General features: G+C 61.9%; 8 protein-coding genes and 3 pseudogenes. 2 read left to right on the top strand and 9 right to left on the bottom strand.

Annotated elements, in window-relative coordinates; genetic code table 11:
• A pseudogene (locus tag JaAD80_RS20000) lies at positions 1-733 on the bottom strand (leucine zipper domain-containing protein); the annotation flags it as partial.
• A gap of 93 nt (positions 734-826) precedes the next feature.
• A complete protein-coding gene (locus JaAD80_RS19995) occupies positions 827-3304 on the bottom strand; it encodes an IPT/TIG domain-containing protein (RefSeq protein WP_102296606.1) in 2478 nt (825 codons plus the stop codon).
• A gap of 642 nt (positions 3305-3946) precedes the next feature.
• On the opposite strand from JaAD80_RS19995, the gene metH reads away from it, so the two are divergent.
• Complete coding sequence (gene metH, locus JaAD80_RS19990) at positions 3947-7741, top strand: methionine synthase (protein WP_180979499.1); 3795 nt, start codon at positions 3947-3949, stop codon at positions 7739-7741.
• 118 nt (positions 7742-7859) lie between these two features.
• The gene (locus tag JaAD80_RS19985; protein ID WP_102296610.1) at positions 7860-8231 is read left to right on the top strand and encodes an SPW repeat protein; all 372 of its coding nucleotides are present in this window, start codon (positions 7860-7862) and stop codon (positions 8229-8231) included.
• Between the two features lie 156 nt (positions 8232-8387).
• Here the strand turns inward: JaAD80_RS19985 and JaAD80_RS19980 are convergent, their stop codons facing one another.
• The 7 genes and pseudogenes from JaAD80_RS19980 to JaAD80_RS19955 all read right to left on the bottom strand — a co-directional run.
• Positions 8388-9668 carry an EAL and HDOD domain-containing protein gene (locus JaAD80_RS19980; protein ID WP_102296605.1) on the bottom strand — a complete coding sequence of 427 codons (1281 nt, stop codon included), beginning with the start codon at positions 9666-9668 and terminating at the stop codon, positions 8388-8390.
• A gap of 137 nt (positions 9669-9805) precedes the next feature.
• Positions 9806-10585, bottom strand: a complete 780-nt coding sequence (locus JaAD80_RS19975) for a class II glutamine amidotransferase (protein WP_102296603.1) — start codon at positions 10583-10585, stop codon at positions 9806-9808.
• A gap of 82 nt (positions 10586-10667) precedes the next feature.
• A complete protein-coding gene (locus JaAD80_RS19970; protein ID WP_010393222.1) occupies positions 10668-10925 on the bottom strand; it encodes a DUF3567 domain-containing protein in 258 nt (85 codons plus the stop codon).
• Positions 10926-11091: 166 nt separating this feature from the next.
• Positions 11092-11487, bottom strand: a complete 396-nt coding sequence (locus JaAD80_RS19965; protein ID WP_102296602.1) for a GTPase — start codon at positions 11485-11487, stop codon at positions 11092-11094.
• Positions 11484-11669, bottom strand: a pseudogene (locus JaAD80_RS32040) (helix-turn-helix domain-containing protein); the annotation flags it as partial. The gene JaAD80_RS19965 and the pseudogene JaAD80_RS32040, both read right to left, overlap by 4 nt.
• Positions 11670-11798: 129 nt before the next feature.
• Positions 11799-12202: pseudogene (locus tag JaAD80_RS32035) on the bottom strand (response regulator); the annotation flags it as partial.
• 97 nt (positions 12203-12299) lie between these two features.
• On the bottom strand, positions 12300-13890 hold a 1591-nt coding region (locus JaAD80_RS19955), incomplete at its 5' end, for a PAS domain-containing sensor histidine kinase (RefSeq protein ID WP_102296600.1).

The following is a 13890-nucleotide window of genomic DNA, read 5'->3' as shown; positions in this document are numbered from 1 at the left end:
CGATAGGGCCGTGTAAAGCGGTGCTTCAATGCTATCTGGCTACAAGTGGCCTTGAATGACTTGGAGCGAAGGCTGAGCCGTTATCGGTCAACAACGCTTTGGGGCGCACCCCGAGTGAGCAGAAATAGGCATGGGTATTGGCGAGGAATCGGTTGGCATTCTCCTGGGTTTCGTCAGGATAGAGCTCCGTGAAGGCGATGCGGGCATGGTCGTCAATGGCGATAAACAAGACTTCCCAGCCGGCGCCGCGCGTACGGTCTCGCCGGTCTCCCGTCGCACGATGGCCGGTGTTTTCAATACGCCCGAGCTTCTTGGTATCGATATGAATCAGGTCGCCTGGTTCTGCATGCTCGTAGCGCTGCACCGGTTCGACGGGATCGAGATCGCTCAGTTTGGACAAGCCGGCACGCGCCAGCACACGGCTTACCGTGGCCTTCGATATCTGCAGGTACTGGGCAATCCTTGCCTGTGTCATGCGCTTCTTGCGTAGCTCGACAACCGTCAGTGCCTTGCCCGCGTCGAGTGCCAAGGGACTATGCAGCGGACGCGACGATCGATCCATCAAGCCCTCTCGCCCCTCGGCAAGGAAGCGCCCCAGCCATTTGCGCACGGTTGCTTCGCTCACCGCGTAGCGGGTAGCGGCCTGGCAGCTCGGCAGGCGGTTAAGCAGGGCGTCTTCGACCATCTCGACTCGACGAATCAGCGTTAATCGGGCATTCTTATGGATGTTCATTCGGTTGGTTTCCTTGAGAACTGGGGGTTTGGCGATTTCCAGTGTCTCAAATCCAATCCGAATGAACCACAACAACCTATTGAAACATCACATCTAGCGGCGCATCACCTTCAAGCGCCCGCCAAGCGACGACGACAGGCTGACTTCGAAACGCCCGCCGGCCGGCAAGGCGCTCACGTCGATACTGGCGCTGCCGCCCGTCAAGCCGCTGGCGAGCAGCGTCCTGCGGCCATCGGCGGCCACGTGCAGCACGGCGGCAAACGGTTCCGCCTGCGCATCCCACACCAGCGCCAGCTTGCCGCCATTTTGCGCGAGATTAAAACTGGCGTCATTGGCGGCGGTCGCGCCACGGCGGGCAGAACGGTCCAGCTTGGCCAATGGCTTGCCATTTGACAACACTTCCACCTCGGTGATAGCGCCCGGATTGGCGAAGCTGACGCGGAAGTGGCTCATGGCGCTGCCGCCATGGTCGGCCAGGGTCGCGGCATCGAAGGGCAAGTCGATAGTCTCTCCTGACGCCGTCAGCAGGCGAAGGATGTAAGCCTGTCCGCTGCCGCTGCTGGCCGCGCCGACGCGCGAGGACGAAGCGATGGCCGGGCGCAGGCTCACGCCACCGGACGTGATACGGCCGGAAATGGTCAGGTAGCCGTTTTCCGCCACGGAGGTGCTGGCGCCCACCACATTGCTGGCCGTGGTTTGCGTGCTGCGTTTTTCCAGGAATTGCTGCACCCGCGCATAGCTGTAGTCGGAGAACCAGGCGCCGCGGCAATAGCTCATCACATCCTTCATCGGCGTGCCTGCGCCATAGGTCGCCTGGCCCAACTGGCCGATGCTGCCGTCATAGCTGCTGTTGTACAGCGGCTGCGGGCCCAGCGCGCCATTTGCATACGGATAGTCGACCGCCGTGCCCGTCGGGCCGCCGCAGGCAACGTGCTGCAGCGAGTGGTTGTGGCCCAGTTCATGCACAAGCGTGGTCAGCCATTCTGGCCAGTTATTGCCGAAGGCATCGCTTGAGCCGCTGCCGTTGTAGCTGGCGTCCAGGCCGATGGCCGAGGTGAAATCGCCGGCCGACGTGCGCGAATTGATGTAGGCCAGGCCGGCGGAACGGCCGACGGACATTTTCGGCACGAAACCATAATAATAGGCGCCGCTGTCTTCCTGGACGCGGTTGCGCTCCAGCGTTTCCAGGGTGGTGCTCCACCAGCTGTCGACGGTGCTGCTGCCCGGGATGGACAGCGCGGCGCGCGTGGTGATGCTGATGTTTTCCGCCGCATACGGATATACGCGCGTCAGCGCGGCACGGATCACGTCGGCGCTCGGCAATTGCGCCACGCCATCATCGGTGAGCAGCGGCACGAGTACCAGGCGAATGCGCGCGGCGCTGGCCACCAGCGGTGCCGCTTCCTGGCTCACCTGCGTGCCATCGTTGCCCACGGCCGTCACGCGCACGCGCACGCCTGGCAGGATCCAGCTGGCCGGCAAGACGCCGCTGAAGTTGCCGTTGAAGCTGTAATCGCTCTTTACCGTCGGCAAGACGGCCGGGCCGGTCATGTTGATACTGCCCAGGGCATTGCCATTGGCGGAGGTGGCAAACAGGGTCACGGCAGGGCTGGCACGGCCCGCCTGCGTGCCCAGCACGGAAACGCGCACGGCAGCGGACTTGCCGCGCGTCAGGCGCAAGGCCGCGTCGCTGGAATTCAGGTTGAACACTTGCGCGAAGTCGATGCTGCCCAGCGTAAAGGCCGACACGGTGCCCGCATTGACGGCGATGCGCGAGGCAGCCGACAGCAAGACATTGCCCGTCGCCGTGGCCGGCGCGCTCAAGACCAGCTGGCTGCTGCTGGCGCTGACGATGCTGGCCGGCGTGTTGCCCACCGACGCGGCGCTGACCTGGTCCAGGTTGTTGCCCAGCACTGTCACCGACATGGTCGAGGCGCCGACAACCGTGCTGATCGACGTTACCGACACGCTCGCCAAGACGGTGTAGCTGTCGTTGCTGAGCACATCGTTATACGGACCGCGCAGCGTCAGCTGACCCGTCGCGGCGCCTGCCGGCACCAGCACTGTCACCTCGGTCGCGCTCTGGCTTTGCGGGATGGCGGACGCGCCATTGCCAAACTGCACTGCCGTGACGGCGCCCATGCCGCTACCGGCGATGGTCACGCTGGAACCCGTGCCGCCCGTCGCTGGCGCGACGCTGCTGACGCTCAGCGGCAGGTACACATTCAGGCTGTAGCTGGTAGCTGCCGTGCCGCTGGCGCTGACCAGGCTCAAGGCGCCGGAGACGGGCACGCCTGGCATGGCCAGGGTCACGCTGCTGTCGCTGGCGGCGCTGCTGGCGACGGTCACGCCGCCCACCTGGAACGCCGTCACACGGCTGAGATTGCTACCCGTGAGCACTACGCTGCCGCCGACGGCGACATTCGTGGCCGACACGGCCGTGACGGCCGGGATCAGGACCGGGTTATTCGACGTGGTCGCCACCACGGTGTCGCCACCGCCGCCACCGCCGCCACCACAGGCGGACAGGCCCAGCATGAGAAACAATGCGATAAGCAGATGGTTTTTCATGGCTGGCAACCATGTCCGGAAAGCGTGATGCCGTGAGCGGCGCAAGGGAAATGTGACATATTGGTGACTTTTGGTGAGAATTTGAATTCAGAGAACCAATATTATGGGTGATTTAGATTCCGAAAGACAACTATTAATGCTTTTGATTTAATTGGTTTTGATAATAGTTAAGGTAGCTGCTTGGCAATCTTTATTTCCAGCATGATTCACTTCACTCTGTCTTGTCCTGGATCAAGATTGTTTCTTCATGCGCCTATTGCTATTCCATTCATGAAAAAAAATGCCGCGAATTTTTTAATGTGTGGATATTTTTCCACACCATAGAGATACTGCCTTCTTGCCAACTTTGGCGGAAGAATTAACGTTTTCATTAAGATTTTCAGGAATGTAACTTCTGGATATCGCCACAAGCGGGCGAAAGTGTTGCGCGGGCAAGCACGGGCGCGGCAAGCCGGCCTTTTGCTCAAAACCAAAGCAGCCTGATGCCGTATAATTTTAGACCCGGCGATTCAGGCGATTGCCACCCTCTGCCCGCCCTACCCGGCCGGCACTCTCCGTCAGCCGACCCCGCTGACCCGCCATCGCCACGCCTGGAACTGTCTTGCACTGCGCCGCCGCCCGTTTGCCTATTGAAAGCATGAAATGAACGATACCGTGATCCCCGCCATGTCCCCGACCGAAGCCACCCTGCGCGCCATCCTGGCGCAGCGGATCATGATCCTCGACGGCGCGATGGGCACGATCATCCAGCAATACAAGCTCGACGAAGAAGCCTACCGTGGCGGTCCCACCGGCCGCTTCATCGATTTCGCCGCGCCGGCCGACAGCGGCGCGCGTGAACTGTTCGTCAAGGGCAACAACGAGCTGCTGACCCTGACGCAGCCGCACATCATCCAGGAAATCCACGAGCGCTACCTGGCGGCCGGCGCCGACCTGATCGAAACGAATACCTTTGGCGCCACGACGATCGCGCAAGACGATTACCACATGGCCCACCTGGCCTATGAAATGAACGTGCAGGCCGCCAAGCTGGCGCGCGCCGCCTGCGATAAATATTCCACGCCGGACAAGCCGCGCTTCGTCGCCGGCGCCCTCGGGCCCACGCCGAAGACGGCGTCGATCTCGCCCGACGTGAACGACCCGGCCGCGCGCAACGTCACCTTCGACCAGCTGGTAGCCGCCTACCTGCAGCAGACGCAGGGCCTGGTGGAAGGGGGCGCCGACGTGCTGCTGGTGGAAACCATTTTCGACACCCTCAACTGCAAGGCGGCGCTGTTCGCCATCGACCTGTACTACGAGCAAAATCCGACCGTCGTGCGCCTGCCGCTGATGATTTCCGGCACCGTCACGGACGCCTCCGGCCGCATCCTGTCGGGCCAGACCGTGCCCGCCTTCTGGCATTCCGTGCGCCATGCGAAACCGCTGACGATCGGCCTGAACTGCGCGCTGGGCGCCGCCCTGATGCGTCCGTACGCGGAAGAGCTGGCCAAGATCGCCGACACCTTCGTGTGCATCTACCCGAACGCGGGCTTGCCCAACCCCATGAGCGACACGGGCTTTGACGAGTTGCCAGCCGACACCTCCGCCCTGCTGCGCGAATTTGCCGACGCGGGCTTTTTGAACATGGCCGGCGGCTGCTGCGGCACCACGCCCGAGCACATCGCCGCCATCGGCCAATTGCTGTCGAAAAATACCCCGCGCACCGTGCCGGCCCCATCGCACGACTTGCGCCTGGCGGGCCTGGAACCGTTCGTCGTCAATGACGAGTCGCTGTTCGTCAACGTGGGCGAGCGCACCAACGTCACGGGCTCGAAGGCATTCGCGCGCATGATTCTCAACGAGCAATACGACGAAGCCCTGTCCGTGGCCCGCCAGCAGGTGGAAAACGGCGCCCAGGTGATCGACATCAACATGGATGAAGCGATGCTCGATTCGCTGGCCGCCATGACGCGCTTCCTGAATCTGATCGCCTCGGAACCGGATATTTCGCGCGTGCCCATCATGGTCGACTCGTCGAAATGGTCGGTCATCGAGGCGGGCCTGAAATGCGTGCAGGGCAAGGCCATCGTCAACTCGATTTCCATGAAGGAAGGCGAAGAGGAATTCCTGCGCCAGGCCAAGCTGTGCCGCCGCTACGGCGCCGCCGTCATCGTCATGGCCTTCGATGAGAAGGGCCAGGCCGATACCTTCGAGCGCAAGATCGAAATCTGCGCCCGCGCGTACCACCTGCTGATCGACGCGCTGGACTTCCCGCCGGAAGACATCATTTTCGATCCGAACATCTTTGCCGTCGCCACCGGCATCGAGGAACACAATAACTACGCCGTCGACTTCATCAACGCCACGCGCTGGATCAAGGAAAACTTGCCGTACGCGAAGATCTCGGGCGGCGTGTCGAACGTGTCCTTCAGTTTCCGCGGCAACGATCCGGCACGCGAAGCCATCCATACCGTCTTCCTGTACCACGCCATCAAGGCCGGCATGACCATGGGCATCGTCAACGCCGGCATGGTGGGCGTGTACGACAACCTGGACCCGGAACTGCGCGAAAGAGTGGAAGACGTGGTGCTGAACCGCCGCGAAGACTCGACCGAACGCATGATCGAATTTGCCGGCACCCTGAAGGCAGGCGGCAAGGCCGAGGCGCAAACGCTGGCCTGGCGCGAAGGCACCGTGCAGCAGCGCCTGTCGCACGCGCTGGTGCACGGCATCACGCAATTCATCGTCGAGGACACGGAAGAAGCGCGCCAGGAGCTGCTGCACAATGGCGGGCGCCCCATCCACGTGATCGAGGGTCCGCTGATGGCCGGCATGGACGTGGTCGGCGACCTGTTTGGCCAAGGCAAGATGTTTTTGCCGCAGGTGGTGAAATCGGCGCGCGTGATGAAACAGGCCGTGGCCCATTTGATTCCGTTCATCGAGGAAGAAAAGCTGCTGGAAGAAAAGCGCACGGGCATCGTCGCCAAGCCGAAAGGCAAGATCATCATGGCCACCGTGAAAGGCGACGTGCATGACATCGGCAAGAACATCGTCACCGTCGTTCTGCAATGCAATAACTTCGAAGTGGTGAACATGGGCGTGATGGTGCCGTGCTCGGAAATCCTGGCCCGCGCCAAGGTGGAAAACGCCGACATCATTGGTCTCTCGGGCCTGATCACGCCGTCGCTGGAAGAGATGGCGTATGTCGCCAAGGAAATGCAGCGCGATGAACACTTCCGCATGCTGAAGATTCCCCTGCTGATCGGCGGCGCCACCACCAGCCGCGCCCACACGGCCGTGAAAATTGCCCACAACTATGAAGGCCCCGTGATCTACGTGCCGGACGCCTCGCGTTCCGTGTCCGTGGCGCAATCCTTGCTGACGCCGGAGCAGCGCGACAAGTACGTGGAAGACATCGAGCTCGACTACGCGCGCATCCGCGAGCAGCATGCCAACAAGAAGGCGCTGCCCATCCTGCCATTGGCGCAGGCGCGCGCCAACAAGATGATCGTGCCGTTCGACGGCGCCTGCACGCCCGTGAAACCGAAATTCATCGGCCGGCGCGTGTTCAGGAACGTCGACCTGGCCACCCTGGCCAACTACATCGACTGGGGCCCGTTCTTCCAGACCTGGGACCTGGCCGGTCCCTTCCCCGCCATTTTGACGGATGAGGTGGTGGGCGACGCGGCCACCAAGGTCTACGCGGAAGGCCAGGCCTTGCTGAAAAAACTCATCGACGGGCGCTGGCTGACGGCCAATGGCGTCGTGTCCCTGCTGCCGGCCAACAGCGTCAACGACGACGATATCGAGGTCTACACGGACGACACGCGCAGCACCGTCGCCTTCACCTATTACGGCATGCGCCAGCAAGGCGTCAAACCCGTGGTCGATGGCGTGCAGCGGCCGAACCAGTGCCTGGCGGACTTCATTGCGCCGAAGGCATCTGGCGTGAAGGATTACATCGGCATGTTCGCCGTGACGTCGGGCCTGGGCATTGAAAAGTATGAAAAACGCTTCGAGGATGCGCACGACGATTACTCGTCCATCATGCTCAAATCGCTGGCCGACCGCCTGGCCGAGGCCTTTGCCGAATACCTGCACGAGCGCGTGCGCAAGGACCTGTGGGGCTACGTGCCGGACGAGCAGCTGGGCAACGACGACATGATCGCCGAAAAATACGTCGGCATCCGCCCCGCGCCCGGCTACCCTGCCTGCCCCGAGCATACCGTCAAGAAAGAAATGTTCGAGGTCATGCAGGCCGAGGAAATCGGCATGCAACTGACGGAATCGTATGCCATGTTCCCCGGCGCGGCCGTCTCCGGCTTCTATTTTGCCCACCCGGAGTCGAAATACTTCGTCGTCGGCAAGATCGGCATGGACCAGGTGGAAGACATGGCCAAGCGCCGTGGCGCCAGCATCGAGGACGTGGAGCGCTGGCTGGCACCGAATCTCTCCTGATGCCTTGAAAGCTGGCGGCGCGCGGAAGGAACTTTCGCGCGCCGCGGCGCACTAACGCAGTATGCCGGACGGCATGCTGCATGCCCGCTCCGGCCGTTTCAACTGGCAAGGAGGAAATATGGCAAGCAATTTCAAACTCAAACGCTGGCAGGACCAGGCCATCCTGTTGCTGGGCCTGTGGCTCGTCGTCTCGCCCTGGGTATTTTCCTATCCGCAAAGCTCACCGCAGATGGTCAACGCCTTTGTCTCCGGGCTGGTGATCGCCATCCTGGCCGCCTTCGACCTGTACAAGACCTATTTCTGGGCCGTCGTCGTCAACCTGCTGGTGGGCGTATGGGTGGCTGCCTCGCCGTGGATACTGCGGCTGGCCGAGCAGCGCATGGTCATGTGGAACGAGCTGGTCGTCGGCATCGCCGTCGTCGTGCTGGCCCTGTGGGAACTGCGCACCGATCCTGAACTGCACAAGCACTGGCCCGGCGCCGCCGCGTGATGGCGTTAAAAAGCCCTGTCACGGCGACGCCGTGCAGGGCTTTTTGGGCGGGTCGCGTAGGTCGGATTAGCGACTGCGCGTAATCCGACACCCCCCACAGTCACCGCCAACAATGTCGTCGGATTACGCGTGGCCTGACGGCCGCGCTAATCCGACCTACAGCGCATACCTGACAACGTTATCGCTCCATTCGTAGGCGGCCATTTCCAGCTCCACCAGGTCGTCCGGCGACATGGCCAGGTCGCGCAGGGTTGGCACGATCTCGCCTTCCATGTCTTCGATGCGCTCGATGCATTCGGCCAGGCGCAGCAAGTCGCCATAGAAACCTTCGCGCGACAGCAGCGCTTCGGCCACTTCATCGATCACTTCGATCTGCTTGAGGATTTCCGACATCGGCACGCCAAACAGCGTGTCCATCAGGGACATGATGCCGACCGTAAAGGCGATATCGGCCGAGTGCGCATGGTTGGGACGCAGTTTATGTGCGAGCAGTTCCAGCAGGCGGCCGCGCGTGGTGGCCAGCATCAGTAGCGGCGTCATGCTATGGCCGCGCTTGCTTGGCTCCGCGTACAGCATGATTTGCAGCCAGCGCTGCAGCTGGCGGCGGCCCAGCACGGTGACGGCCTGGCTCAGCGAATCGATGCGCTGGCGCGCACCTACGGCCGGCGTGTTAACCAGGCGCAGCAAGTTCAGGGCCAGCGATACGTCGCGCTTGATGGCGCGCTCGATCTCCATATTGTCCGCGTCGGACGTGACCAGTGTCATCAGTTCCATGACGGCCAGTTGCGACGGCGACAGCTTCTTGCCCGTCATGATGGCCGGCTTGGCGAAATAATAACCCTGGAAGTAGTCGAAGCCCAGGTCCAGGCCGGACTTGAATTCTTCGCGCGTCTCGACCTTTTCCGCCACCAGTTTCTTGTTTTCCTGCTTGAAACGGGGCGCCAGTGCCGCCAGCACCTTCGGATCGACGGTACGCATGTCCATCTTCACGTATTGCACCAAAGGCAACAGCTCCTGCACTTGCGCCGTGTCGGAGACCACGTTTTCCAGCGCAAAAGTGAAGCCATGGCCCACCAGTTCGCTGATGCGCGCGCGCAATTCCGGCGTCACCTGCATCGATTCGACGATTTCAAGCACGACTTTCTCGCGCGGCAGGAACACAAAGATGTCACTCATGATGACATCGGCGTCGACATTGACGAAACCGAGCGCATCGCCGATGACCTTTTCCATGCCCAGCTGCGAAGCGTGGGCGATGACGGAAGCCGTGGCGGACAGGTCGCTGGTAATGTTGGCGGGCCCGACCGGAGCGTTGCGGAAAAGCAACTCATAGCCGAACAGGGCTTGGTTGCGGTCGAGGATAGGTTGTCGCCCCAGATAAAACTCGCGCACGCGCAAGGGTTTCGGGGTGATGTCGTTGCTGGAAATATCGATCATTAAATCTTCATCAATCACGTCGAGTGATACCGGCCGCGCCGCGCCCGCATCAAGGTTCACTATTGACAATACTTTAGCTGAATTTCGCCCGCGCTGTGGGTATTTTGGCAGTAATAGCGTTTATTGTCGTCAACAAATTAGCTTGCTGGCGATTCTTGCACCATCCCGTCGACAAACAGCTTCAATTCTCCGGGAGAAAACGCCGTCCATTCTTCGTTGGTCGTCAGGGGCTGGGTGACGATCACGGCCACCCGGTCCTGCGGCGTGGTGACCTGGGAAAAGTCCACGCTCAAGTCTTCATCGGACAGTTTAGCAGTCGGGAACGGATGTTGTCGCACCAGATAATGCAAGCTGGTGGAGCAATGGGCAAACAGCGCTTCGCCGCTCGACAGCATCATGTTGAAGGTGCCATGGGCGGCGATGCTAGGCAACAACTCGGCCAGCGCCGCGTGCAGGGCCGGCAAGGCCGGCGGCGCGTCGCCGAAGCGCGCGTGCAATTCCTGCAGCAGGTAGCAGAAGGCCAGCTCGCTGTCGGTGCAGCCGACGGGACGGTAGCTGCCCGTCAGCACGGGATGGAATTGTTTCAGGTCGCCATTGTGGGCAAACACCCAGTAGCGGCCCCACAGTTCGCGCACGAAAGGATGGCAGTTTTCCAGCGCCACCTTGCCTTGCGTTGCCTTGCGGATATGCGCGATCACATTGCGCGACTTGATGGGATAGCGTTTGATCAGTTCGGCCACGGGCGAGGCGATGGCTGCCTGGTGGTCGACAAAATGGCGCACGCCGGCGCCCTCGAAAAAGGCGATGCCCCAGCCGTCATGGTGGGTATCGGTATGGCCGCCGCGCATGGCGAAGCCGGTAAAACTAAAGACAATGTCCGTGGGGACATTGCAATTCATTCCGAGAAGTTGGCACATGGTCTGTTTGCAGCAGGGTAACTCGCCTACCATACCATGCCAGCCAGGCAATTGGTATGGCGGCGATCGCCATCAAACGGGACTAGTGCAGCAGGACAGGCTGGCTCATGAGGGAATCGTAGCTGCCCAGGAATTCATCGATCTCTTCCATGCTGGGTTCGCTGGCGATGAGTTCGGTGACGTCGCGGCGAAAATGCTGCGCCAGCACGCCGGCAATGAAGGTTTCCCGCTTGCCGCCCTTGTCGACGATTTCATAGCCGCCAAAGCGCAGCGCTTCCAGGTCGACGTCGGCGCCGAATTCCACGACGCTATATTGCTCGCTGTTATAGATCAGGTTCATTTTGCATCCTTCGCTCAAGCAGGAGGAACTCCTGCGGTGTCAGAACAGAGGTGGGGCTGGCACGGCGCGATTTCAAGCGCCCTGCCGCCCCGCGGGCTACGGAGTTGTAACGAGATGCAAATTGCGACTGCGGTCATGGCGTCAGGACATCGTCAGGAAACCACGTTCAAGCAAGCAGCACGTCCGCTTGCAGCGCCAGTAGGCTATCGTAGGGACTGGCGCCCAGCCAGCTGCGCAATTGTTCGATGTGCGTGGCGTCGGCCAGGCTGATGAACAAGCGCGCAGGGGGATGGCGCAGCAGACGATTCAATGTTACACGCAATACGAGATTGCCGCTGCAGCACAGGCAACCGGGTGCGATACGCAATAGTTGCAATGGAAACGAGGGAGAGGCTTGTTCGGCCAGGCCGGCCAGGATGGAGTTGCCGTCAGCCAAGCCTTCCAGGATCACGGCAACGGCTTCGTGCGGCCGCAAGGCGGCGGCAATGGCCGCCTCGCGGTCAGCGGCACGTGCGCCGCTGACCAGGGTCAGCGGCGTTGGCTGCCGCCCGCTTGGCGTCACAGGCTTTTCTTGGCCAGCTTGCCCGGTTCGACGCCCAGCTGCTTGAGCTTGCGGTACAGATGCGTGCGTTCCAGGCCGGTTTTCTCCGCCACGCGCGTCATGCTGCCGCCTTCGCGGCCCAGGTGGTGTTCGAAATACATGCGTTCAAACGCATCGCGCGCCTCGCGCAGTGGCAGGTCGAACGACAGATTGTAGCCATGGCCCTCGGCCACCGCCGGCACGGCGATGCCCGGGCGCACCATCAGCTGCTGCGGCGCGCTGCCGCCAAAGCTGGGCACGGGATGGCTGCTTTCCTCGGCCACGACGGGCGCCACCGGACGCGGCGCCACGCTCGGCGCCCGCACGGTTTCCTGGGCTCGCGTCAAGCCTTGCTGCACTGCCTTGAGCAGCTTTTGCAGGGCAATCGGTTTTTCCAGGAAGTTCAATGCACCGATACGTGTCGCTTCGACGGCCGTATCATGGTGGCATGGCCGGACATCATGATCACCGGCATGGTCAGCAAGCCATCGCGCTGCCACTCCTTGAGCAGGGTCACGCCATCGGTGTCGGGCATCCAGATATCCAGCAATACCAGATCCGGAGCACCGGCGGCACGCGCTTCGCGCGCCTGCTGCGCATTTTCGGCCAGCTGGATAGCATGTCCTTCGTCACCCAATATTTCCGAGAGCAACTCACGGATACCCATTTCATCATCCACTACGAGTATGTTTGCCATTCGTGTCTTGCCTTCCTCATTTCGCCGGCCGTCGCGCACGAGATGCACGCGCGGACAACTATGATTTTATTAGTGTTTTAAATACTAAACCAGACGTTCATGCCAGGAATTCCTGGGCAGGAGCGTCGGGAGCTAACTTTAACAGCAAAATGACCACCGAAGCGCCATTGCCGTCGACCCGATTCTCGATATCGATGCGTCCACCATGTTCATCGATGATTTTCTTCACCATCGCCAGCCCCAGGCCCGTGCCACGCGCCTTCGACGTGACGTAGGGTTCGAAAGCCCGCGCCAGGATCTTCGGCGCGAAACCGGGGCCATTGTCGCTGATGGCCAGCCGCACGGCGATATTCACGCCGCCGTCCGCACTGCGATAATGAATTGCTTCCGTCCTCACGTCAATCCGCGGATGCGGCGAGTCCGGCGGCAGGTCCGCCATGGCATCCTGCGCATTCTGCAGCAAGTTGTGTATGACCTGGCGCAACTGCGTCGGATCACCCATCACCATGGGCAGATTCGGCGCCAGCTGCGGGTGGATGATGTCGCCATCGTCGCCGCGCAGATACAGGTTCAGGATCTCTTCGATCAGTTCGTTCAGGCGCAGCGGCACCAGCACGGCCGGCGGCGTGCGCGCATAGTCGCGGAAGTCATCGACCATGCGCTTCATGGCGTCGACCTGCTTGACGATGGTGGTGGTGGCGCGGCTCAGCAGGTCGGCGTCCGGCTGCTCCAGCTTGCCTTCCAGCTTCATCTGCAAGCGCTCGGCCGACAGCTGGATCGGCGTCAGCGGATTCTTGATTTCATGCGCCAGGCGGCGCGCCACCTCGCCCCAGGCGATCGAGCGCTGCGCGGAAATCACGTCGGAAATATCATCGAAGACGACGATATAGCCGCTGCCGGACTCCAGCGGCAAGCGCGAGCCGCGCGCCAGCAGGGTGATGTCGTGCTCGTCGGCGCTGCTGCCCAGGCGGCGCGGGATCTCGATCTGCCGCTGCCAGTGCAGGCGCTGCTGGTTGCGCCCCGAGGCCGACTGCGCGCTTTGCGCCGTAAAGGCGCTGACGATGGCGGCGCCAAATTCTTCCATCCCGGCAATATCCGCCAGCGGCTGGCCCACCATGCTGGCGCCCGGATGCTGCAGGATGCGCTCGACCGATTCATTGCAGGTGACTAACTTAAAATCGCCATCGAGCACCATCACGCCTGCCGACATGTTCGCCAGCACCGATTCCAGGTGGGCCTTGGCATTTTGCAGGGCGGCGCGGTTGCTTTCGACGGCCGTGCGGGCATCGAGCAGCTGGCGCGTCATGATATTGAACGATTGCGTCAGGGTTCCCAGTTCATCCTTGGTGGCGACGATGGGGCGCGGCGACAGGTCGCCCTCGGCCACGGCGCGCGTGCCTTCGGCCAGCAGCAGCAGGGGCTGGGCCAGGTTTCCCGCGATCAGAAAGGCGCTGCCGATGGCGCCAAAAATGGCCAGCAGCAAGGTCAGCGTGAGGATTTCCATGTACATCTTGCGCAGACCCACGCGCGCGACAAAACGTTCCTTGTATTCGCTGTAGGCGGCGCGCAGCATCTCGCCATTCGTCGCCAGCTTGGGCGGCACGGCTTGCAGCAATTGCAGGTAGCGGGGCGACACGGACGGCCCCGGCACGGCGACAAGCACGCGCAGGCGCAGGCTGGCGGCCGCG

Origin of the sequence: Janthinobacterium sp. AD80, from assembly GCF_002878455.1 — a bacterium.
Taxonomy (GTDB): domain Bacteria; phylum Pseudomonadota; class Gammaproteobacteria; order Burkholderiales; family Burkholderiaceae_D; genus Janthinobacterium.
The sequence above is the reverse complement of the archived record's forward strand: the minus strand, read 5'-3'. Positions and strand labels throughout refer to the sequence as shown.